Here is a 23,315-nt window from a genome sequence, read left to right on the forward strand (position 1 = left end):
CGTCAGAAATTTTCAATCTTGAGTATGAATATGACTACGTAAAATCCGAATGAGATTGATATAGTTTCCTTGCTTTGCAGCAGAAATGACACGATCGATTTCTTCTTTTTTCCATTTATGCCTACGGGCAGCACAAATAAATTTTGAAAGTAAAATAAAGGGATTTTCACCGTATTTGATATATAGATTTCTTATGTATTTGGGCGGATTAAACTGATTCATAGTTATATTGCCTTAATGAAATAAAATCACCGCATTGGTTTTTATGTGAAATGTATCATAATAATTAATTTTTTAAGGTATTTATAGACTAAAGTTATAATAATAAGATTTAATTTATATAAATATGAAAAATAATTATATAGCCCTATTTATTTAAAAAACTACTTAATCTTGGCTCACTAATTTAATTATAATTAAGAGTTTATGAGATTAGGAGAGGTATGGTTTTGATAATTTGGGTAAAAATATTAATATTGATTTAATCGGTACAAATATTTAATTATAATTTCAGCTTAAAAATAAATTTCTTATTTAAAAATATTAATTTTAGAATTTTTAAGATATTTTTATTTTATCTAACATGGGTAATTCCTTATCCTGAACTGCCATATACGTCTGCTGTGCTAAACTCAACATTTCCTCATCTTCCTCACTATTGCCATAAGCATAAATCATCTCGTAATCTGCAAGATTGATCGCTTCCAAAACCCGTAACTTTTTTTGCAGACAGCTACAGTCGGGTGTTAAATATTTCCCTGTCAATTTTCCGCTTTTGATTTCTACTTGAGAACAGATCAATTCAACATTTAAAGCCTTGGCAATAATTTCCAGATATAGATCAATCGTTGCCGAAACCAATATGACTTTATGTCCTAACTGTTGATGTATTTTTAGCTGCTCAAACAGGGTAGGGTCAAGATTCTCTAAAACCTTATTCGCATATTGCAATGCCAAAGGCTGAATTATCTCTATATCAACATCTTTAAACATAGCTGAGTAAAGCTTCGGGCGCATACGATGTGCAGGATAGAGTTTGAGATAATAAGCTGTAATCCACGGCAGAATTTTCAGACCACGCCAAATAATATGTCGTTTTTTCAGGACATAAAAAATAAACCCTGTAAAGCTGTCATGCGGATACAGGGTTCCATCAAAATCAAAGAGGGCTAGAGCTTGAGATTTTTGATTTTGCGCATACATGTTTGATAACGACCATCTACACGGCTAGCAAACCAGTTGGTATTGTAGTCACGACTCAATTTCGGTCCAGAAATCACCACTTCAGGCATAATGGCATAGAAAGGTTCTTTACCCGTTTGTTCCTGATATAGTTTCGCTACACCACGATAGGTCATGGTGTCTTCAAAATCTTTATCCTTTTCCTTCTTCAGATCGGAACGGATCTGGCGTTCAGTAATAATGAAATTATGCTTGGCAAATACATTAATGAGTTCACGTTCAGACTGACTTTTCTGAGAGCGGATACCGCCGTCCTTGCTATATAGCAAGAGATCGCCATCCAGATCCAGTTCGGCTGCAGTCAGATCATTGAGCATGCTTTGGAACGCAGCATTACGGCTGGAATACATGCCTGAATTATAGTCGGCAAAGCGGTAGATCGGTTTATCATAATCTGCCGGATACATCATCAGACGATGAATACCATAATACAGACCACCATACTGGCTATACAGATCGGTACGCAGTTCAGCGATATTGCCACCTTGACGTTTATGCTCCTTGGCATAGCTGATATGCACCTGCATTGAACCTAAAGTCGTAATCGGGTTAAGCTTTTCACCGATGTTTTGACCAAAGAGTTTGGCTGCACCTGTCAGGGCACTCACGTGATAATGTTTGGCCATATAGTCAAATATTTCACGATAAAGCTCATCTAATTCACGTTCAGTTTTAACCTTACGCATCTGGCTAAGATAGTTGCTATCCGGAGTAGGATGGTTCTTCAGCACATCCTGGAAATATCCTGCAACTGTTCCACCGATACTTTCACCAAGTTTCTCGGTAAATTTTTCTTCCAGACGGTCTTGAACTTCTTTTACTGCCTTTTCGCCCAGGCCAGCGACAGTCGGATCTGCATGGAAATTAGACTCCTGATCGACCACTGCGACAATGGTGCAGATATTCTGTTTAGTCTGAGGAATACCCAGTTGTTCCGTAATATCATAGATATCTTTAGCCCATGAATCACGATTGCTGACACGTGATGGAATCGCTTTACGAATCTGGTCAGCTTCCATCGTTGGCTCATCAGAAGACCACCAGGAACCATTGCCACAGCCGGCAAGACTTAGGGATAAAGCAAGGACAGACCACGATTTAACAGTAAAAATTCGGTGAAGTGTATTGTTCATGTTGTCTAAATCAGATTCCAGCAGATGAGTGATCAAGGCAGATGCAGTATACTATGCTCATCAACAAAGTGATGAATTTATATGTATATTGGTCCGTATCAACTATCAAACAATTTGATCGTTGCTCCTATGGCAGGCGTGACAGACCGCCCGTTTCGTACACTATGCAAATATTTTGGTGCAGGTCATGCTGTCAGTGAAATGATGACTTCAGACAAGACTTTGCGCATGAGCAAGAAAAGTTTATACCGTGCTAATTTCGATGGCGAACTGGCGCCAATTTCGGCACAAATTGCCGGTTCAGACCCGCGTGATCTGGCAGAGGCAGCACGGTATCAGGTCGCGAACGGCGCACAAATTGTTGATATTAATATGGGTTGTCCAGCCAAAAAAGTTTGTAACAAGCTGGCTGGTTCGGCATTACTGCAAGATGAAGATCTGGTTGCACGTATTCTGGATGCCGTTGTTGCAGCAGTGGATGTTCCCGTGACATTAAAAACCCGTCTGGGCTATTTAAATGGTCAGGAAAATATCATGCGTGTGGCCAAGCGGGCAGAAGAAGCCGGTATTGCTGCACTGGCATTGCATGGTCGTACTCGCGAAGACATGTACTTAAACACAGCGCGCTATTCGCTGATTAAAGATGTGAAAGGGATGTTGAATATTCCCGTGATTGCGAACGGAGATATCGACAGTCCGGAAAAGGCCAAATATGTACTGGATTATACCGGTGCCGATGCGGTCATGATTGGACGTGCAGCACAGGGACGTCCATGGATTTTTCGTGAAATCGCACATTATTTAAAGACTGGAGAACAGCTGGCTGCACCAAGTATTACTGAAGTTAAACAGGTATTGCTGGGTCATTTGACTGAACTGTATGAATTTTACGGTGAATATTCTGGTTGCCGAATTTCCCGTAAGCATATTGCCTGGTATACCAAAGGCCTGCGTTCCAGCAATGAGTTCCGTCAGAATATGTATAAGGTGGAAAGTACCGCAGATCAATATAAAGTAGTAGAAGACTACTTCAATAATCTGCTCGAGTATGGTCAGATCATGAGTGATGTGCAGGTCGAGCAGGTTAATCTTCTGGAAACCACCTGATCTTATACATGACCTGAAATAAATTTCTCAAGGTACTGTTTATAAACAGTACCTTTTTTATATCTGTGTAATGCAATACAGCAATGTGTTTACATGATGGAAAGAGCTGTACAGAGTTAAGTATTAACTTCACGGAAACCGGACAGGACTTGGACAGTATTAACCTGAACTTTCTCTAGAATAAATAATCTATGCAAGATGAATTTCAATGTTGTCTACATAAAATTAAGGGAGAATCAGAATGACAAATACCAATCGTCCAGTTTCAGAAATTAATCCAACTACTCAAAACGATCTGGTTGAGGACAATAATGCAATCAAACATGAAGAAGTTGTGAAAATGGATCCTTCAATCGCCCAAGGTGCTGATCCTAATTTACATACAGACGAGACTACTAAGCCTCTTAATCCGGATGAGAAAGAGGCTGAAGCTGGAGATCAGGCATTGGCAACCGGTGCCGGGAGTATTGGTGGAGCGGCCATTGGCGCAACACTCGGTATGGTGGGCGGACCCGGAGGCTCCTTAATTGGCGGGGTCGTCGGCGGAGTACTTGGTGGAATTGCAGGCAAGGATATTTCAACACCAGATCATCCAGACCATGGTATTGAAAATTCGAGCCTATTCGGAGACCATGACAAGTACTGGCGTGAACAGCATCAGAGCAGACCTTATTATGGTGAAAGCCGCAATGTACATGGTGAGTTGGATTATGATCGTGATTATCGCGGTGCTTACCAACTAGGTTATGAAAACCGTGAACACTACAGCGGTAAAGAATTTAATGAAGCTGAACCTGACTTGCGAAGTAAATGGGAGCAATTCAAAGGTGAATCCCGTTTGACCTGGGAGCAGGCTAAATATGCAGTTAAGGATGCATGGGATCGCACAACTCGTTAAATCAGACCTTTAAATAAAGCCTCTCTATTTTGGAGAGGCTTTATTTATTTTTCAGTAAAAAAAATCTAACCGATATTTGCTTTACAGCACTCGTCCTAGTTTTCAGATTGAGATGGAATATATTTTTAATCTTTCTTATATCCAAACCATCTGATAGTCATTATTGAAAATGAGGAGGTGAATAATGTATTTAAAACAACGATTCATTAATAAATCAAAAAATGAGGATTTTTAAAAAAGTATAATTACGTGGTTATAAAAACTGTACTTATTTGATGTTTATTCATGCAATTTAGACATGGCTGTTACATCCGTAGTCTATCGGTACATAGCGTAGTATATAATCACTGAAACGGGACAGGACTTGGACAGTATTAACCTGAATTTTCTCTATCATAAAAAATCAAAGACAAGATGAAATTTCCATCTTGGCTATAAAAGATCAAGGGAGATTTAGAATGACAAATACCAATCGACCAGTTTCAGATATTAACCCAGCATCACATCGTGATTTGTCCCAGGAACGGACTGATGTATTAAGAGATGATGAAGCATTAAAAACTAGCCCGACAACTTCAGACAGTGCTCGTCCCGATTTAAATTTACCAGATACTGAAAGCCATCGTGTACCCGACATGAATGAAGCGGGTGATCATCCTGTGGCAACCAGTGCCGGAGTTTTGGGTGGTGCAGCAGCAGGTGCGGCGATTGGAGCAGCTGGTGGTCCTGCCGGTGCAGTCGTCGGTGGCCTTGTTGGGGGAGTAGTAGGTGGTCTTGCCGGAAATGAAATGGCAGAATCAGCACGACCTACGGTAGATACACCAGAAGGTATTGCACTTTCAGGTTCAGAGAATTTACAGGATGATGATCACTACTGGCGTGAACAGCATCATCAGACCCCTTATTATAGCGAAAGCCGTAATGTCTATGGTGATCTGGACTATGATCGGGATTATCGTGGTGCATACCGTCTCGGTTATGAAAATCGTGCGCATTATGAGGGTAAAGAATTTAATGAAGCTGAGCCTGATTTGCGTACCAAATGGGAACAGGTGAAAGGTGACTCCCGTCTCAACTGGGAAGAGGCCAAGTTTGCAGTGAAAGATGCATGGCATCGAGCGACTCGCTAACTTGTATCACGCATAAAAAACCTCTCGATATCGAGAGGTTTTTTATTTTGATGAGAGAAAAACTGCTTATTTTCGATGTTTAATTTCCAGAATCAGCTGGTTAACCAGGTCCGAAGCTTCCATTTCACGTGTTTGTGCGGCGTTTGAGCCAGCCCAGAAAGCGCCATAGCCATGATCACCATGTTGAACGGCTGCTGCATGTAATTGCTTGGCCAGATCATAAGTATATGGATAGGCTGGTACATCCAGGCGATCCGGGGTGTCGATATCGGTATGCCAGTGATTGATAATGCCACGCGCAGGACGGCCAGAAATGCTTGCAGTCACTTGGGTCAATGGTTTAGACAACAGCGCCTTACGATAGGCTTCATTGGCATTGGAAGTTTTGCATTGCACGAATGCAGTTCCCAGCTGAACAGCTTCAGCACCAAACTCCAGCATCTGTCGTGCCTGATAGCCATCCATAATACCTCCAGCGGCTACAATCGGCAGGGAACAATACTGTTTAATCAGCTTGATTAAATTCGATGTTTTGACTGAGGCATCAAATTTGGTGCTGAAAATCCCACGGTGACCACCCGCTTCAATACCTTGGGCAATCACCACATCAATGCCGGCAGCCTCAATCGCACGTGCTTCAGCCAGATTGGTCGCAGACACCATGGTGATAATTCCAGCCTCTTTGAGTGCCTGAACCTGATGTGGATGTGGGATACCGAAGTGGAAACTCACTGCCTTCGGACGTGTTTCCAGCACCAGATTCAGGAAATCATCATTATCCCTAAAGCTTGGATAAATACATTTCAAGGTTTTGGGCGGTTCTATACCCAACTGGGCAAATTTATCTTTGAATTGATCAATCCAGGCTTGTGCCACAGCGTCATCTAAATCTTCAGTTTTATGACAAAAGAAATTAACCTGAAAAGGCTGATCGGTCAGCTCTTGAGTTTTGAGAATCTGCTCACGCGCAGATTGCACGCTACTGGCACCTAATCCTAATGAACCCAAAGCACATTGATTGGAGACTTCAGCGGCCAGCTCGGGTGTAGAGACACCGGCCATGGGTGCTAACAGAATTGGGTGTTTAATGCCTAATTTTTCCAATAAAGACATGGCTTTGCTCCTTGTTATCTCTTTACTTTGCCTTTGCCTTGAAAATTAAGCAAATCATATTGGTTATTTTATTTTGAAATATTCGACTATGGTTACATTGGAATTACATTTACTACGACATTCATTGTCGCTGTACTGATCGATTGCATAGTAGGTGAAATTCCACAGTTTTATAATGCTGTTTTAGTTAAATTTTCCTGAACTCATGTCTGATCGTATACGTGAAAAACTCCAGATTCTCGCTGATGCTGCCAAATATGATGTGTCCTGTTCATCTAGCGGCAGCAATCGAAAGAATAAAGATAAAGGTCTAGGCAATACCGGCAACGGGATCTGTCATAGCTATACCGAAGACGGTCGTTGTGTTTCCTTGCTAAAAATCCTGTTTTCCAATGTCTGTATTTATGACTGCTCGTATTGTGTGTCGCGCCGTTCCAATGATGTAAAACGAGCTGCTTTTACCGTGCAGGAAGTGGTCGATCTGACCATGAACTTCTATCGTCGGAATTATATTGAAGGGCTGTTCTTGAGTTCAGGCATCTTCAAGTCTGCCGATTACACCATGGAGCGCATGCTGCAGGTGGTGAAGAAACTGCGGCTGGAGGAAAACTTTAATGGTTATATCCACCTTAAGACGATTCCGGGAGCTTCGCAGGAAATTATTACTGAAGCAGGCCTATATGTGGACCGGATGAGTATCAATCTGGAAATGCCGACAGAAGATGGATTACGAAAATTTGCGCCAGAGAAAACTCATGCTGAAGTACAGAAAGATTTAGGTATCGTGCGTGATCGTCTGATTCAGATTAAAGACGAAAGTAAAATCATCAAAGCGGTACCGAAATTCGTGCCAGCAGGCCAGACGACGCAAATGGTGGTTGGGGCGCATAGTGAAACGGATCGTGATGTCATTTTGATGGCGGATCGACATTACAAGGAATTTAAACTGAAGCGTGTGTATTTTTCCGGTTATATCCCAATTAATGCTGAAGAAAAAGCACTGCCTGCCGTGGGTTCAGCACCACCATTACTACGTGAAAACCGGTTGTATCAGTCTGACTGGTTAATGCGTTTTTATGGTTTTGATGCTGAAGAAATTGTCGATGATCGGCATCCGAATCTGGAACTGGATATTGACCCTAAACTCAGCTGGGCCTTGCGTCATCCGGAAGCCTTTCCAGTCGATATCAATCGAGCTGAATATAAAATGATTTTGCGAGTACCGGGAATCGGAGTACGTTCAGCCAAAAAAATTGTTCAGGCACGCCGTTTTGGTCAGATTCATATTGATCAGCTGAAACGTATGGGGGTGGCTTATAACCGTGCCCAGCATTTTATCTACTGTGCCGATACACCAAAATTTAAAAAAGAACAGCAATCACAACAGATTCGGCAGCAGATCTTACAATCGGGTTATTCCAAATATCAGCAGCAACTTTCACCTCAACTGGGGTTGGGCTTCTGATGGCCTGTTACTGTTTTGATGGCACCATGACAGGACTATTGAGCTGTGTATTTCGTGCTTTTGAATTTCGTGAATTTGAGGTCAGAATTACAGCCAATCCACATGCACAAAATGGTCTGTTTGATGACTTTATTCATGTGGCGTCAAATGATGCGCAGGGTCAACGTGTCTGGCAGGGCTTAAAGCAGAAAGTCGGTTCAGGCAGTTTGAGGGCTTTTTACTATGCCTTTCTGTCCGAGCAGGAACAGGCCTTTCAGGTTTTGTTTGATTTCGCAATATATGTCTTTCAGAGCCAGCGTCCGGTAGATCAGGATTATGGTCATGCTGCGGTATTGGGCATGTCGCAATGGGCAAAACAGGTTGGGCGCGAAAAGCATCGGATGGAAGCGTTTGTACGTTTTAAAAAATGTCAGGATGGTTTGTTCTTAAGTCTGATCAAGCCAGATTTTAATGTGCTGCCGATTATTACCAAACACTTCAAGGAACGTTATCAAGATCAGTGCTGGTTGATCTATGATGAACAGCGCAACTATGGCATCTACTATGATTTACAGGACGTGCATCAGGTGGAAATGAATGCTGCACAGATGGATCCTCAAGCCCGGCTTGGGCACAGTCAGTCTTTCAGCATCGAGCTGGATGATGAAGAATTACTCTATGACCAGCTCTGGAAAGACTATTTTCATAGTGTGAATATTCAGGCACGTAAGAATATGAAGCTGCATATTCAATATGTACCTAAACGCTATTGGCGCTATATGAATGAAAAAGCACTTTGAAACACATGCTTTAGAATTTTCAGGCATAATCAGGGCGCTATTATTTTTGATTGAGTGATGTGTTTATGAAGGTATGGCTGAGTACATTGGCGCTAGGCTTGACGTTGACTGCATGTTCGCAAGAACCCGAAAAGGTTGAGGCGGATCCCACTCAGTATCAGGTTAAAAATGCTCAGGAATTACAGCAACGCTTTGATACGCTCAATCAAAAACTGGCAACTGACTTTAGCCAGTTTAAGAAAGTCGAAAGTATTGCCTTTGCGCATCAGTTCCCGCTGGATGTAAATGACCTAAGAACCTTGAATCAGCATTTGCTCGCAAGCACAGCACTTAAGTCCAGTAAGGTCGCCTATTGCGATATGATGAATGACTATTTTGCCGAGATGTATCGACTTGGGCATTACAATCTTAATTTGGTGAATGATATTCAACTGCCAAAGGCTGAAAAAGAAGATTTAAAAGTTAATTTCAATAATCCAGAGCAGTTTTATGCTTTTATCATGGATCGTTATACGACCTACCGTCAGGTGCAACAAACCATGGGTTATGGCTGTAATTTAAAAGCTGCACTCTAACTTCTATACATAAAAAAGCCCATCAAGTGATGGGCTTTTTTTGATTAACAACCTGTAACTTTTTCAGGTTGAGGTTTTTCGTCAGGGAAGAAGAATGGACGAAGTTTTACGCCAAGAATGTTACCAATGAACGCAAAGATCAACCATAACCAACCGTGTAAACTGCCTGACGCAATACCACTGAAGTAAGCACCGATGTTACAGCCATACGATAAACGTGCACCGTAGCCCAACATAATCCCACCGATAATTGCGGCAAGGAGTGAACGACGTGGGATATTGAAATTCGGTGCAAATTTACCTGCAAGGCTTGCAGCCAATAGCGCACCCAATATGATCCCGAAGTTCATCATTGAGGTGATGTCATACCATAATGAGTTTGCCAATGCTTTTGCATTGCTGGCTTTTTCCCAGTATTCCCATGATGCAACATCGAAACCGACTAAAGCTGCGCCTTTAGCACCCCAGAGTGCAAGTGCAGATGTCACGCCCCACGGACGACCTGCCAATGCAAGCGTTGCAAAGTTTAGAAGCGTTAAAATAATACCGCCCCACACCAGCGGCCATGGTCCTTGGAGAAAACGTTTCCAACCTTGATGTTGAGATGCGGGTTCAGTTTCCAGACTACCGTGACGTTTTTTTTCAAAGAAAACGGTAATTGCTGCAATAGTACCAAATAATACAAAGTTCATGAGCAGTGCTGGCATCACACCAAAGTTTTCAACCACAGAGAAGGGTTGGAAATGTGGCAGGGCAAACCACCATTCGACGTGTGAAGTTGCAATCACTGAGCCGATACAGAAGAAGAATAAGGTCACGAGCATACGTGAGCTACCACCACCAACGGTATACAGCGTACCTGAAGCACAACCACCGCCTAACTGCATGCCAATACCAAAGATAAAAGCACCAATCGCAACAGACATAGAAATTGGATTCACGTTACCACGGACATCATTGCCAAATAATTCGCCAGCACCTAAAGCAGGGAAGAATAGCAATACAGCCAGTGCCAACATGATCATTTGTGCACGTAAGCCACGGCCACGACGTTGTTTAATAAAGACGCGCCAGCTTGAGGTGAAACCAAAAGAGGCATGGTACAGGGTCATGCCTAAAGCACCGCCGACCAGGAATAAAAGCGCCTGATTCAGCCCTACGATTTGATAGGCACCGACCGTACCTAAAGCAAGTAAAATAAATGATACCCAAACCGATATATTAGATCGGTTTGAGGACGCAGCAATCACTGACATAGGAGAGATATAATATCAAAAAATAAAGTGTGTCATTCTACAGTCCTGCTGTTTCAATGCGAGTCTAAAACCTGGAATTTGCATTCTAATATTTGATTCTTTATATCAGTTTAATTCATATGATATTAAATCAGATCGACATGAAAGAGCGAGATAATCCAGTAAGAGAACAACATGGCAGCGATATCCAAAAAGGGAAGATGTTAACTGGCTCTTAGCTTTATCCCTTCAGTGCAAAATCAATAAGTATTTGGACACCCATTCTTCTTTAACTTGGACACTTTAATAAACGTATTCGTTAATTTTTGCAATGTTCCTCAGTTGGTAATGTGAAGGTCATGCCACTCACCAATGAGCTAATACGATTACTTTCAGCCATACGCTGCTTAGTATTCACCGACAGAGCATAGATAATCATTGTGTCCTGATACATTTTTTCAGGCTCAACTTCATAGTCAATTTTCGAAGCACAAACCATTTGCCTACTAACTTTGTGTGACGCTCTACGATAGACTTCACGATCATCACTAGCCAAGGTTAGCTTTCTTCGTAATTCTTTTGCATACTGCATATATACGCTAACAAATTCGGGGTTGTTTCCATATTTGAGATTTATGTACCCCTCAATCACACCATTACTGTTTGCATCAATCCCACCGATGGTTTTTGTTTTATCTTCATTTTTTAGGAACTTCGATGTTCTCACTTCTTTTAGTGAATTCTGAATACTTGGATTAAGAAGCGAGGAACAGCCCGTCAAAAATATACTTAAGCAACTCAGTGCAATAAATGCTTTTTTCATAGGAATCAATTTAATTTTTTCATTTAAATTTCTTTTTAGATACAAAGAGTGTCTGAAAATCAGAGTGTCCAATTAAAAGAAGAATCTATGTTCAGTACGATACCCTATTAAATGTCCAATTAGACAAGAATATGCACCTCAGCAAGATAACTGGTAATTACACCTAAAATTGCCATTGAAAACATATCTACAGTCATTGCAGCAGTTGAGCTTAATTGCTTCAAGACTGAGCAAGATTGAAAACATCGGAAATAATGCTTTTATAGAAAAGGTAAGATGATCTGGTAGCCTTTGAACTGGCTCCATAAATCAGGCTGGTGACGTTGAATAAAAGATGCAGATGAATCTTCTAGATATTAAGCGTAAAAATATAAGCTCGAAGATAAAAAAGCCTGCAAAATGCAGGCTTTTCAAGGCACTTGATTCCTGAAAAAGAATCCACTGAACCAGAATTAATTTTCAGCTTCCTGACGGACTTTTGCAGCGCCTTCTTCAACTGAACCTGCAACAGAGGCTGTCGCATCTTTGGCTGCTTCTTTAGCACGTTGTGCAGCAGCTTCAGCACTTACAGCTGCTCTATCTGTTGCTTCCGCCGTATTTGCGGCTGCATTATCCAGAGCTTGGTCAGTTTCAGCTGCAGCCTCACGGCTTGCATCTTCCATATCATGACCTGCCTGCTCTGCAGCATTCTCCAGATGCTCACCTGTAGTTGCGCCAGTTTCTGGCTGTTTCTCTTTGCTACAGCCTACAAGTGCCACAGTGGTTGCCAAACCTAAAGCAATAAGAAGTTTATTCATTGTGTTATTTCCTTTTGTTGTTGTAGATCATTGATATAAAAATATTATCGGAATCACGTGCTTCAGAATGCTACAAAATGTGGCGTTCGTGTAAATGTTGTCAACCATTTTATAAAATACTGAAAACAAAAAAGCCTGCTCGAAGGCAGGCTTTTCAGCATGAAAAAATTACAGACCGGCAGAAGCGCGTAATGCTTCAACCTTATCCGTTTTTTCCCAGGTAAATGCAGTATCAGAGCCTTCACGGCCGAAGTGACCATAAGCCGCTGTTTGCTTATACATTGGCTGGATCAGGTTCAGCATACGGGTAATACCATATGGACGCAGATCGAAGTGCTCACGAACCAATTGAACGATTAATTCGTCAGATACTTTAGCTGTATTAAAGGTATTGATTGAAATAGAAGTTGGCTCAGCAACACCAATTGCATAAGACACCTGGATTTCACATTTATCAGCAAGGCCAGCAGCAACGATGTTTTTCGCTACATAACGACCTGCATAAGCAGCAGAACGGTCAACTTTTGATGGATCTTTACCAGAGAATGCACCACCACCATGACGCGCCATACCACCGTAAGTATCTACAATGATTTTACGACCAGTCAAACCACAGTCACCTACAGGACCACCGATCACAAACATACCGGTCGGGTTGATGTGGAATTTGGTGTCTGCATGGAACATTTCAGCTGGAATGATTTTCTTCACGATTTCTTCAATCACAGCTTCTTTCAGGTTCGCCTGTGAAATTTCAGGATCATGCTGAGTCGAAAGCACCACTGCATCTAATCGTACAGGCATGCCATTTTCATAAGCGAAAGTTACCTGGCTTTTCGCATCTGGGCGTAACCATGGTAATGAGCCATTACGACGTAATTGAGCTTGCTTTTCCATTAAGCGGTGCGCATAAGAAATTGGCGCAGGCATCAAAACATCAGTTTCACGACTCGCATAACCAAACATCAGACCTTGGTCACCAGCACCTTGATCTTCTGGTTTTTGACGGTCTACACCCTGAGCAATTTCAGGAGACTGTTTACCGATCATGTTGATCACGGCACAAGTTGAACCGTCAAAACCAAGATCTGAATGGTGGTAACCAATGCCATTTACGGTTTGACGTACGATCGCTTCGAAGTCGACGTTTGCAGTTGTTGTGATTTCACCGGCAAGTACAACCGCACCCGTTTTTACAAGCGTTTCACAAGCAACCCGCGCATATGGGTCTTCTTTTAAGATTGCATCCAAAATGGCATCACTGATTTGGTCAGCCATTTTATCTGGATGGCCTTCGCTTACAGATTCCGAGGTAAATACAGCGTACTCGCGCATAAGTCCTATCACAGTTAAATTTAAAGACCCGATATGTTACATCGTGTTGCGTCGAAGGACTAGGTTTGAACGGTAAAATTGGCTGAAATTGTTTCAATTTAATTGGTTTTTATTTGAATATCAGTATTTGAAAAACTGATATACCGCTTTTATCAGGGGCTTTTGCTCATGTTTTACTCAAGAAAAATCTGGCAACTTTTTTTGGTCATTTTTTGTAGCAGCAGGGCTAATCTTCTTATGTCTTAAATTAATTCTTCAAAAGAAGCGGCATTCTTATGCTTAGAAAATACATTTTACTATCGCAAACCACTCCATAAATCGTGATGATTTAAGCTAAGGTTAATGAGTTAAAAACTCTATTCATCTGATCGGCGTATAGAATCTATAGAAAGATTATCAAGGCTCTTAGCTAAAATTTATAAAATTTCATTGGATGTATATATACAGGCCAGGAGTTAATTTAGCAAAAATGTAAAAGCATAATCAGTGAGGACACAAGGTAAAAATAGTAGGGTGTTTGAGTCTATTTTTGGCCCTGCTGATGAGAGAAATAATTGGAATCAATAAAAGTCATGGATATATATTTGCATGGCTGATCTTGTCAAGAGAATAATAAAAATTTGAGAGGGGAAATTCGCTTCTAAGGCCTAAGAAAATTAGGGTTTTTCTTTTAATGAAAATTGAGTGTTGACTTGTGTTCGGGCTTAAAAGTGTAGATTAAATGTACGTTGACCCATCTAAACAACAATAAAGTGATAAATATTGTAGGCTGGTCTTTACCCCTCGCTGTTTTTTTAAGACAATATGCAACAGTTTTGAAAGTCTTTTCATCATTTTCTATTTCTGAATTATTTGGACACTGATTTATGACAACCCCGCTTAATGAACGTCGTGTTGCAAACGCAATTCGTGTATTGGCAATGGATGCTGTGCAAAAAGCAAACTCAGGACATCCAGGTGCTCCAATGGGGATGGCAGATATCGCTGATGTGGTTTGGCGTGAATTTTTAAGCCATAACCCGACGAACCCGAATTGGGCAAACCGCGACCGTTTTGTATTGTCTAACGGTCACGGCTCAATGTTGCAATATGCACTTCTTCATTTAACGGGCTATGATCTTTCAATCGAAGATTTGAAATCATTCCGTCAATTGCATTCTAAAACTCCAGGCCACCCGGAATTGGGTTATGCACCTGGTATTGAAACCACAACTGGCCCATTAGGTCAGGGTATTGCCAATGCCGTAGGTTTTGCACTGGCTGAAAAAACGCTTGCTGCACAATTCAATAAAGACGACATTAAAGTTGTAGATCACTACACGTATTGCTTCCTAGGCGATGGCTGCTTGATGGAAGGTGTTTCTCACGAAGCATGTTCATTAGCGGGTACTTTGGGTCTAGGCAAGCTGATCGCTTACTATGATGATAACGGTATCTCCATCGACGGTGAAGTTGAAGGCTGGTTCTCTGACGATACAGAGCAACGTTTCCAGTCTTACGGCTGGCAAGTCATCAAAGTTGATGGTCATGATGCTGATGCAATCCGTCAAGCAACTGTTGACGCTAAAGCTGAAGCAAATAAACCAACCATCATTATGTGTAAAACTGTGATTGGTTTAGGTTCACCAAACAAACAGGGTAAAGAAGACTGTCACGGTGCGCCTTTAGGTAATGATGAAATCGTATTGACTCGTGAAGCTTTAGGCTGGTCAGACGAAGCATTCGTTATTCCTGCTGATGTGTATGCAGCTTGGGATGCCAAAGAAAAAGGTTCACAAGCGGAAGCAGCCTGGAATGAAACTTTCGCCGCTTATGCAGCAAAATATCCAACTGAAGCAGCTGAATTAAAACGCCGTCTTTCTGGTGATCTTCCTGCTGATTTCGTAGCAAAAGCGGATGCTTACATCGCTGAAGTAAATGCTAAGGCAGAAACGATTGCTACACGTAAAGCAAGCCAAAATGCTTTACAGGCACTTGTGCCTTCTTTACCAGAAGTGCTTGGCGGTTCTGCTGACCTTGCCGGTTCTAACCTGACTTTATGGAAAGGTGCGCAAGGCGTACAGGATAATCCGGCAGGTAACTACGTACACTATGGCGTACGTGAATTTGGTATGACTGCGATTGCCAACGGTGTAGCACTACACGGTGGTTTCATTCCTTATGTAGCAACATTCCTGATGTTTATGGAATACGCACGTAATGCAGTACGTATGTCTGCGTTGATGAAACAACGTGTAATTCATGTTTATACGCATGACTCAATTGGTCTGGGTGAAGATGGTCCAACACACCAACCAGTTGAACAAATCGCATCTTTACGTGGTACACCAAACCTGAATACATGGCGCCCATGTGACACCGTTGAAGCTGCAATTTCCTGGAAATCTGCTTTAATGCGTTCAGAAGGCCCAACAGCGTTGATCTTCTCTCGTCAAAACTTGCCATTCCAGACCCGTACTCAAGCACAAATTGAGAACGCTGCGAAAGGTGGTTATGTACTGGCTGAAGAAAAAGGCGAATTGAAAGCGATCATCATTGCGACTGGTTCAGAAGTTGCATTGGCAATGGAAGCATATGCACAACTTGAAGGTGTGCGTGTTGTGTCTATGCCATGTGCTGAAGAATTTATGAAGCAAGATGCTGCTTACCGTGAAGCGGTTCTTCCTGCAGCGATTCGTGCACGTGTAGCAGTTGAAGCTGCACATGTAGATTACTGGTGGAAATTTGTAGGTCTTGATGGTCGTGTGATCGGCATGACCACTTATGGCGAATCTGCACCTGCGAAAGACCTGTTCCAGTTCTTCGGTATTACGACTGAAGCGGTTGTTGCTGCAGTCAAAGAAATCACTGCTTAATCTTTTAGATTAAACAGCTTAAAAGACGTCCCAGTGATGGGGCGTCTTTTATTTTTGTTTCAGTTTTAGCTGAGACATTTCTCCCCACATAAATGCATAGAAGTGAGATGAAGATGAGCTTGTATGAACAAATCAGTGATGAAATTACTTTAATGGATGCAGGCGAGCAAAAGTGGATTGGTGAAGACTTACCACTTGAAGCCATGGTCGCTGTTGAACTACTGCTCCAAGATATGGATGAAGATAAAATCATTAAAGTACGTCGTAAGAACCGTGAAAAAACTTCAGGTTTGAAGCAAATTGACCGTATTCTGGTGGAAAAGCTTTAAAGTTAAAGACTTAAATAGCCCCAAATGGGGCTTTTTTTGTACGGCGGATTCAAGCAGCAAGTGCAACAGTATAAAAACCAGCCATAACTTCACTAGGCGTATACCAGCCTAGTGTTTTTCTAGGGCGATGATTGAGAGCAAATTCTATCTGCTCTATTTGTTCATTTGACAGTTCATCAAACGAAGATGATTTTGGCAGATATTGCCTGATCAGACCATTGGTATTTTCATTTCTGGCTCGTTGAATCGACTTGTATGGATCTGCAAAGTACGTCTCTATCCCTGCTTCCGTTATCCGCCGGTGCTCGGAGAACTCCTTACCATTATCAAAGGTTACACTGTAGGCATGACTGCTGCGCAAACATGCTAAAGCACACGAGATCGTTTTAGTTGTGGTTCTAGTTTGTCCCAAATGAACGATATGTACATACAAGCTTTTGCGCTCAACCAGAGTTAATAATGCCCCCTTGTGATTCTTGCCTATCACGGTATCACCTTCAAAATCACCTAGGCGTTGACGTTTCTCGACGACCTCATCGCGACAGTGAATACTTGTTCTATCAACGAGTTGGCCTCTACGGTCTGTATTTTTATAGCCTCGTTTACGATATTTCTTTTGATGTCTTAAATGAAGGTGGAGCTTACCGCCTTTAGATTTATCTAGATAAACGTACTGATAAATCCATTCATGTGAAGGCACATCAAGCCAACCTCGTTGTGTTAAAGCACCTGAAATTTGCTCAGGAGACCAATCTAAGCCAATCAGATAACGAATATAAACGAGAGCAAAATCCGTCATTTGTGAAGAGGATCGATATCGTCTTAGACTTGAAAATTTCTCTGCCTGTTGAGCTCGATATCCACGTTTTCCAGTATTTCTTTTGATCTCACGATAAAGGGTTGATCGAGAACGTCCAAGCTCTCTGACAAGGGTAGAGATTGAAGATTTGCTTTTCAAAGCAGCATAAATTTCGTATCTTTCATCTTGAGAAAGTTGGGTGTATTGCTTCATTGGGTGCTTTCCAATTGCGAGTTGAAAAAAGTCTAATGATTTTAATACACCTAACTTTTTCAACTAACTACAAATATGTCGCACTTGGTATTTGAATCTGCGTACAAGAATAATTATCTATATAAGCCATAGATATGTTTCAATAAATTTATGGGGCTAAGAATAAAAAATATCTTATCTTCGTCAATAAAATAGCCTAAGCTAATTCAATCCCTTTAAAATAGAAGAACCGTATAAAAATGCTGATACAAGACCAGATTCAAATTAAGCCTTTAGAAAACATTAAGCAGCAGGAATGGCTACCATTGTGGCGAGATTACCAGACTTTTTATCAGACTCAGCTCAGTGAAGAAGTAAATCAGCATACCTGGCAAAGGCTTACTGATCCTGCAATTGGCAATATGTATGGATTCGCAGCTATTCTCAATCAGCAGGTCATCGGCATTGTGCATGTAATTGAGCATGACAGTTGCTGGACTTTAACACCATATGCCTATTTGCAAGATCTTTATACGCATACGGATTTTCGAGGGCGGGGTGTGGCAAGGGCTTTAATTGAGAAAGTATATGTAGATGCCAAACAGCGTGGATGTGATCGAGTGTACTGGTTAACCCATGAGAGCAATCAACAGGCACAGCAGCTCTATGATCAGGTGGCTAAGAAGACCGGCTTTATTCAATACAAAATGGCCTGATATCAGTTCAAGCTTAATACTTACAATTTTACCGTTTCATGCATGCAACAAATCGTTCTATCTTTAGCGGTGCAAATAATTCTAATTAAGCTAGATTAGAACCTATTCAAAACAGAGAGTTATGACATGAAATTGAAAACTTTGGCGCTAGGCCTGACTTTGGCAACTGTAGCAACATTCTCTATGGCAAAACCAGTAGCGTATACCATTGATCCAGGTCATACTGCGACCGTATTTAACTGGAGTCACTTTGGTTTCTCGACACCATCTGCGAATTTTAGTGATATTCAGGGCACGATTACGGTTGATAATGAAAAGCCTGCGAACTCATCAGTGCATGTAACTATTCCGGTATCAAGCATTAATACCAATGTTAAGGCCTTGGATGAGCATATTCAAACAGCGGAATTCTTTGATGTAGAGAAACATCCAAACATCACGTTTAAAAGTACCAAGGTTCAGGCTTTAGGTAAAAACAAATATAAAATCACCGGTAATTTGACGATCAAAGGCGTAACCAAGCCAGTTGTACTGGATGCAGTGTTAAATAAACAGGCTGTTCATCCAATGACGAAACTGCAAACAATTGGTTTCAACGCGACTACCTCATTTAATCGTTCAGCTTTCAATGTTGGCGCTTATGTACCAAATGTCGGTGATAAAATTACTGTAAACATTACCACTGAAGCATCTGTACCCGCTGCAAAAAAATAAGAAAGAACAAATTAAAAAAGCACCCAATTGGGTGCTTTTTTATGGATGAAAATTAAGCCTTGTTAAAAATTGGTAGGCAACCAGTCTGAAAGAATGGCCTTTTATCATCCAATAAATTTTAAGAATAAAAATTTAGCTGGTTTGGATATGCTTAAGAAATTGTTGAAGGATGGATACTGAGGCAGCTTCTAAAGCTGCAGCATATTGCTGATTATCAGCACGTAAGGCGGTAATATCGATATTCGCTTGACGCAGCTCACAGGTATGGCCAATCAGCCATTTCTCCAAACGCTCAGCTTCCACTTCAGCATGGAATTGCAATGCCAGAATATTGCTGCCAATCCGGAAAGCCTGATTTGGATAGACTGCAGAACTTGCCAGGAGTTCAGCCTGTGAGGGCAGGTCGAAAGTATCTCCATGCCAGTGCAGCACTTCAATATTTTCCAGATTTTGTAATGGATTATTCTCTATAGCTGTCAGGCTAAGCTTGGACCAACCAATCTCTTTGCTAGGGCCTGCATAGACTTTTGCTCCTAACGCATGTGCGATGAGCTGGGCGCCTAGGCAGATTCCTAAAGTTGGTAAATTCTGCTGCAAACGAACTTTTAGTAAGTCTATTTCCTGTTGTAAGAAAGGATAGTCTTCATTTTCATAGACGCCGATTGGGCCGCCTAGAATTACCGTCAGACCTTTATGCTCGAATGCCTGGGTTAGGTCATCGATACCTGCTTCAAAATAACGTACGCGCAGGCCAAGCTGATAGAAAGTATCTTCCCACGCGCCGAGGTCTTCAAAGGCAAGATGTTGGATAGCATAGACTGTGTCTGGAAATTCATCAAAATTAAGCATGGTGGTGACTGATCGAAGAGATGATTTAATTTAACGTGAATCTTATGGCTTGGAAAGCTGAATACAGCTTAGTGAGCTCCTCCATTTAGTTGTTGCCTGGTTGCAATTGCTTAAACTCTGTAAAGATACTCCGCTATTGTTCACTTCAGTTTGGGTATAACTTAGAACTTTATGACCGTATGCAATCCCATAGTTTTATATACTGATAACAACTCCATTAGGGGAGCCATGCTATGCAAAGTCTAAGCCTTTATATTGATCGTAAAAGATTAAGTCCCTATGCCATGTCGGTTTTTGTGGCCCTTAGAGAAAAACAGGTCGAGTTCAAACAGATTAAAATCGATCTGGACAAGGATGAAAATAAATCAGATACCTATCTAAGAATTTGTAAAACTGGAAAAATTCCCTGCTTATCTTTGGATGGCTGGTCAATTTTTGAATCTATGGCAATTACTGAGTTTCTGGACGAGCTTTTTCCAGCGCCTGACTATCCGGCGCTGTATCCGGCAGATATTCATGCGCGTGCTAAATGTCGGGCGGTTCAGGCATTGGTTAAATCTGATTTTGATCTGATCCGTAAAAATATGCCTTCAACGGGTATCTTTCAGCCATTACCAGAACCCTATATTCCAGACCGGCATACTCAAGTGGAAATTGATCGATTGAGCCGTGTAAGTGAAGCTTTGATTGGTGATCAATGGTTAAGCTTACAATGGAGCATTGCAGATTTTGATTTAGCCTTCATGCTACGTCGATTATTGAGTTATAAAGTCCCCATTTCTGAAAGACTCTATAGTTATGTTATGCGGAATTTTCAGCGCGAATCGGTGCATGTCTGGTTTAAGTTAAGAGAACTGGAACGAGGTACATGGGATCCATCACCATTTGATGTACCGTAAATTGGCAAAAGCTTTCAAGGTTGATGAATTTGAGTCATGATTAATTGTTTAAATAACTCCTGAATTGAACAGAAATCAGGAGTTATTTATGAATGAGTATCTGCAGGATATTATTTTAATAGACCTAACAGGGCATCCGCCGTTGCTGCTGAGGATGCAGGATTCTGCCCGGTAATCAGTAATCCATCCTGCTGCACATGGACTTGCCAATCCTCCGCTTTGGAATAGTTTCCGCCATTTTCCTTCAGCACATCTTCGACCAGGAATGGAACAATATCCGTTAGGCCGACACCATCTTCTTCGGTATTACTAAAACCAGTCACGGATTTGCCTGAAACGATGGAATGGCCTTCACTGTCTTTTACCTTTTTCAATACGCCCGGTGCATGACAGACCAGTGCGACAGGCTTATTGGATTGCAAGGTTTGTTCAATTAAATGGATTGAAGTGTAGTCATTGGCTAAATCCCATAATGGACCGTGACCACCCGGATAGAATACGGCATCAAAATCCTCTGGATTTACTTCAGTTAATTTATGGGTATTGGCTAAAGCACGCATGGCAGTTTCATCTGCTTCAAAACGTCTGGTTGCTTCAGTTTGGGCATCTTCAGCACTGCTTTTAGGATCAAGCAGCGGGTGACCACCTTGGGGGGAGGCCAAAGTGATTTCGGCTCCCGCATCAATGAATCGATAATAGGGTGCAGCCAGTTCCTCTAGCCAGAAACCGGTCTTTTCGCCCGTGTCACCAAGTTGATCATGTGAAGTCAAAACAATCAAAATTTTCATATGGATACCTAAAATTATGTTGGGTTTAAAATTTAATAAGTAAAAAATTTGAATGAGATAGAAATTGGAAGGGAAATGATCGCCATCGTTTAGCTAGAAAATAAATATTGAACGGCGCAGCACTGTCTGAGTAATTTATACTGATCTTTAAAACAGCCATTTTAAAATACTTCAATTTATGAAGTATGTTAGAAAATAATCATTAAGATTGATTAGAACTTTTCTTTTTCTTTCCGCCACCATCCTGCTTATTTACGGTAGACCAGGCAATACGTTCAGCCTCTTCCTCAGAACGACCTTGTGCTTTTTCGCTATCTTCAATGTGTTTAGCTTGCCGTTTTTGTTTTTCCGTATAGGCAGATTTATCACCTCTAGGCATAGTCTGATCCTCAAATGTGCTTTGATGTGGAAATGACTATAACAAGGACTTGATTTCTGCAAAGTAAGCTTCTGTCAGGATTTGTTTAAATTGTTTTATAGCTAATTAGATAACTGGAAAATTTATATCTAGCTTATTTTTAGGACGAAAGATGAAATCTAATTTTAATATCTTAGTGTTGAATAAGATAACGACCCTTTCAAAGTCGTTATCTTAAGGTATTTACTTAGCCATTAATAATACTGCCACCATTTACATGGATTACTTGGCCTGAGATATAGCTGGCTTCCTCGCTGGCTAGAAATAAATAGGCTGGAGCAACTTCACTTGGTTGTCCCATGCGGCCCATCGGGGCCTGTTTACCAAAATCTTTTAAAGTTTCTTCATCAAAACTGCTTGGAATGAGAGGAGTCCAGATTGGACCAGGTGCAACACCATTAACACGAATACCAGTCTTGTTTTTCAGTAAATTGCTGGAGAGACTGCGGGTAAAGGTTGTAATTGCACCTTTTGTGCTGGAGTAGTCAATTAATTCATCATGACCATGATAGCTGGTAATACTGGTGGTATTAATGATGCTGTCGCCTGCCTGCATATGTGGCAGAACGGCCTGAGTTAAATGAAACATACTCAGAATATTGGTATTAAAAGTTTTATTGAGCTGCTCAGGAGAGATGTCGGTAATACTTTTTTGTGGATATTGTACCGCTGCATTATTGATCAGAATATTAATGGTTTGGAATTCCTGAATAGTCTGTTTCACCAGATCCTGAATTTCATCAAGCTGTTGCAGATCACATTTAATGATCAAACAGCGTCGTCCTTCTGCTTCAACCAGTTTCTTGGTAACTCTTGCATCCTGATCTTCGTCCAGATAACAAAGCGCGATATCGGCACCTTCACGAGCAAACAGGACCGATACCGAACGGCCAATCCCACTATCACCTCCGGTAATAAGGGCAACTTTACCTTTTAATTTTTCGCTACTTTTATAGTTGGGTTTAATGATCTCTGGCTCGGGATTCATTTCGGTTTGAACACCGGGTTGATGTTCTTGCGTTTCGGTCGAATTCGGGGTTTCAGGATAATTATTCATATTTATTCAGTTCCATTCATTATGGCTAGGCGAAAAAATATATTAGAAGGAATATTGTTGAATGGTC

The 23,315-nt window shown here is 41.3% G+C and carries 24 protein-coding genes; 11 read left to right on the forward strand and 13 right to left on the reverse strand.

Annotation, left to right across the window (positions count from 1 at the left end):
- Positions 1 to 12 precede the first annotated feature (12 nt).
- The 3 genes from IHE35_RS05570 to IHE35_RS05580 form a co-directional block, all read right to left on the reverse strand.
- Positions 13 to 222 (reverse strand): hypothetical protein, encoded by a 210-nt coding sequence (locus IHE35_RS05570; RefSeq protein ID WP_242789655.1) that lies wholly within the window; start codon positions 220 to 222, stop codon positions 13 to 15.
- Between the two features lie 336 nt (positions 223 to 558).
- The gene (locus IHE35_RS05575; RefSeq protein ID WP_242789656.1) at positions 559 to 1,203 is read right to left on the reverse strand and encodes an HAD family hydrolase; all 645 of its coding nucleotides are present in this window, start codon (positions 1,201 to 1,203) and stop codon (positions 559 to 561) included.
- The gene (locus IHE35_RS05580) at positions 1,170 to 2,375 is read right to left on the reverse strand and encodes a DUF1615 family protein (RefSeq protein ID WP_242789961.1); all 1,206 of its coding nucleotides are present in this window, start codon (positions 2,373 to 2,375) and stop codon (positions 1,170 to 1,172) included. Before IHE35_RS05580 ends, IHE35_RS05575 begins: the two co-directional genes overlap by 34 nt.
- An 81-nt stretch (positions 2,376 to 2,456) precedes the next feature.
- On the opposite strand from IHE35_RS05580, the gene dusB reads away from it, so the two are divergent.
- From dusB to IHE35_RS05595, 3 genes are all read left to right on the forward strand, one after another.
- Positions 2,457 to 3,482 carry a tRNA dihydrouridine synthase DusB gene (gene dusB / locus IHE35_RS05585; protein ID WP_242789657.1) on the forward strand — a complete coding sequence of 342 codons (1,026 nt, stop codon included), beginning with the start codon at positions 2,457 to 2,459 and terminating at the stop codon, positions 3,480 to 3,482.
- A gap of 241 nt (positions 3,483 to 3,723) precedes the next feature.
- A complete protein-coding gene (locus IHE35_RS05590) occupies positions 3,724 to 4,380 on the forward strand; it encodes a hypothetical protein (protein ID WP_242789658.1) in 657 nt (218 codons plus the stop codon).
- A 458-nt stretch (positions 4,381 to 4,838) separates the two neighbouring features.
- Positions 4,839 to 5,510 (forward strand): hypothetical protein, encoded by a 672-nt coding sequence (locus IHE35_RS05595; protein ID WP_242789659.1) that lies wholly within the window; start codon positions 4,839 to 4,841, stop codon positions 5,508 to 5,510.
- Positions 5,511 to 5,576: 66 nt separating this feature from the next.
- On the opposite strand, the gene IHE35_RS05600 is transcribed toward IHE35_RS05595, so the two are convergent.
- Complete coding sequence (locus tag IHE35_RS05600) at positions 5,577 to 6,623, reverse strand: nitronate monooxygenase (RefSeq protein ID WP_242789660.1); 1,047 nt, start codon at positions 6,621 to 6,623, stop codon at positions 5,577 to 5,579.
- Between the two features lie 205 nt (positions 6,624 to 6,828).
- Here IHE35_RS05600 and IHE35_RS05605 point away from each other — a divergent pair, with 205 nt between their 5' ends.
- The 3 genes from IHE35_RS05605 (at position 6,829) to IHE35_RS05615 (ending at position 9,442) form a co-directional block, all read left to right on the forward strand.
- Positions 6,829 to 8,088 carry a putative DNA modification/repair radical SAM protein gene (locus IHE35_RS05605; RefSeq protein ID WP_242789661.1) on the forward strand — a complete coding sequence of 420 codons (1,260 nt, stop codon included), beginning with the start codon at positions 6,829 to 6,831 and terminating at the stop codon, positions 8,086 to 8,088.
- A complete protein-coding gene (locus tag IHE35_RS05610) occupies positions 8,088 to 8,867 on the forward strand; it encodes a TIGR03915 family putative DNA repair protein (protein ID WP_242789662.1) in 780 nt (259 codons plus the stop codon). The genes IHE35_RS05605 and IHE35_RS05610 overlap by 1 nt, the downstream gene beginning before the upstream one ends.
- Positions 8,868 to 8,932: 65 nt before the next feature.
- Positions 8,933 to 9,442 (forward strand): hypothetical protein, encoded by a 510-nt coding sequence (locus IHE35_RS05615; protein ID WP_242789663.1) that lies wholly within the window; start codon positions 8,933 to 8,935, stop codon positions 9,440 to 9,442.
- 44 nt (positions 9,443 to 9,486) lie between these two features.
- Here IHE35_RS05615 and IHE35_RS05620 read toward each other — a convergent pair whose 3' ends face one another.
- From IHE35_RS05620 to metK, 4 genes are all read right to left on the reverse strand, one after another.
- On the reverse strand, positions 9,487 to 10,698 hold the full coding sequence (locus tag IHE35_RS05620; protein WP_242789664.1) for a YeeE/YedE family protein: 1,212 nt from the start codon (positions 10,696 to 10,698) through the stop codon (positions 9,487 to 9,489).
- Between the two features lie 298 nt (positions 10,699 to 10,996).
- The gene (locus tag IHE35_RS05625; protein WP_242789665.1) at positions 10,997 to 11,500 is read right to left on the reverse strand and encodes a hypothetical protein; all 504 of its coding nucleotides are present in this window, start codon (positions 11,498 to 11,500) and stop codon (positions 10,997 to 10,999) included.
- A gap of 452 nt (positions 11,501 to 11,952) precedes the next feature.
- Positions 11,953 to 12,297: a hypothetical protein gene (locus IHE35_RS05630; RefSeq protein ID WP_242789666.1), complete on the reverse strand. Its 345-nt coding sequence runs from the start codon at positions 12,295 to 12,297 to the stop codon at positions 11,953 to 11,955.
- Between the two features lie 168 nt (positions 12,298 to 12,465).
- Positions 12,466 to 13,632 carry a methionine adenosyltransferase gene (gene metK, locus IHE35_RS05635; protein WP_242789667.1) on the reverse strand — a complete coding sequence of 389 codons (1,167 nt, stop codon included), beginning with the start codon at positions 13,630 to 13,632 and terminating at the stop codon, positions 12,466 to 12,468.
- A gap of 866 nt (positions 13,633 to 14,498) precedes the next feature.
- Here metK and tkt point away from each other — a divergent pair.
- Positions 14,499 to 16,487 (forward strand): transketolase, encoded by a 1,989-nt coding sequence (gene tkt / locus IHE35_RS05640; RefSeq protein WP_242789668.1) that lies wholly within the window; start codon positions 14,499 to 14,501, stop codon positions 16,485 to 16,487.
- A gap of 113 nt (positions 16,488 to 16,600) precedes the next feature.
- Positions 16,601 to 16,816 carry a hypothetical protein gene (locus IHE35_RS05645; protein ID WP_242789669.1) on the forward strand — a complete coding sequence of 72 codons (216 nt, stop codon included), beginning with the start codon at positions 16,601 to 16,603 and terminating at the stop codon, positions 16,814 to 16,816.
- A 49-nt stretch (positions 16,817 to 16,865) separates the two neighbouring features.
- Here the strand turns inward: IHE35_RS05645 and IHE35_RS05650 are convergent, their stop codons facing one another.
- The gene (locus IHE35_RS05650) at positions 16,866 to 17,828 is read right to left on the reverse strand and encodes an IS30 family transposase (RefSeq protein ID WP_242789670.1); all 963 of its coding nucleotides are present in this window, start codon (positions 17,826 to 17,828) and stop codon (positions 16,866 to 16,868) included.
- A 239-nt stretch (positions 17,829 to 18,067) separates the two neighbouring features.
- Here IHE35_RS05650 and IHE35_RS05655 point away from each other — a divergent pair, with 239 nt between their 5' ends.
- Positions 18,068 to 18,523, forward strand: a complete 456-nt coding sequence (locus IHE35_RS05655) for a GNAT family N-acetyltransferase (protein ID WP_242789671.1) — start codon at positions 18,068 to 18,070, stop codon at positions 18,521 to 18,523.
- A gap of 126 nt (positions 18,524 to 18,649) precedes the next feature.
- Complete coding sequence (locus IHE35_RS05660) at positions 18,650 to 19,237, forward strand: YceI family protein (RefSeq protein WP_242789672.1); 588 nt, start codon at positions 18,650 to 18,652, stop codon at positions 19,235 to 19,237.
- Between the two features lie 132 nt (positions 19,238 to 19,369).
- Here the strand turns inward: IHE35_RS05660 and IHE35_RS05665 are convergent, their stop codons facing one another.
- A complete protein-coding gene (locus tag IHE35_RS05665; protein ID WP_242789673.1) occupies positions 19,370 to 20,086 on the reverse strand; it encodes a glutamine amidotransferase in 717 nt (238 codons plus the stop codon).
- A gap of 233 nt (positions 20,087 to 20,319) precedes the next feature.
- Here IHE35_RS05665 and yfcF point away from each other — a divergent pair, with 233 nt between their 5' ends.
- Positions 20,320 to 20,985, forward strand: coding sequence for a glutathione transferase (gene yfcF, locus IHE35_RS05670; protein WP_242789674.1), 666 nt, complete (start codon positions 20,320 to 20,322; stop codon positions 20,983 to 20,985).
- A 110-nt stretch (positions 20,986 to 21,095) separates the two neighbouring features.
- On the opposite strand, the gene IHE35_RS05675 is transcribed toward yfcF, so the two are convergent.
- From IHE35_RS05675 to IHE35_RS05685, 3 genes are all read right to left on the reverse strand, one after another.
- Positions 21,096 to 21,773 carry a type 1 glutamine amidotransferase domain-containing protein gene (locus IHE35_RS05675; protein ID WP_242789675.1) on the reverse strand — a complete coding sequence of 226 codons (678 nt, stop codon included), beginning with the start codon at positions 21,771 to 21,773 and terminating at the stop codon, positions 21,096 to 21,098.
- Between the two features lie 202 nt (positions 21,774 to 21,975).
- Positions 21,976 to 22,152: a hypothetical protein gene (locus IHE35_RS05680; RefSeq protein ID WP_242789676.1), complete on the reverse strand. Its 177-nt coding sequence runs from the start codon at positions 22,150 to 22,152 to the stop codon at positions 21,976 to 21,978.
- A 226-nt stretch (positions 22,153 to 22,378) separates the two neighbouring features.
- Positions 22,379 to 23,248 carry an SDR family oxidoreductase gene (locus tag IHE35_RS05685; protein WP_242789677.1) on the reverse strand — a complete coding sequence of 290 codons (870 nt, stop codon included), beginning with the start codon at positions 23,246 to 23,248 and terminating at the stop codon, positions 22,379 to 22,381.
- Between the last annotated feature and the right edge of the window lie 67 nt (positions 23,249 to 23,315).

It is taken from the genome of Acinetobacter sp. ASP199, assembly GCF_022700675.1.
In the GTDB taxonomy this organism is placed as follows: Bacteria; Pseudomonadota; Gammaproteobacteria; order Pseudomonadales; family Moraxellaceae; genus Acinetobacter.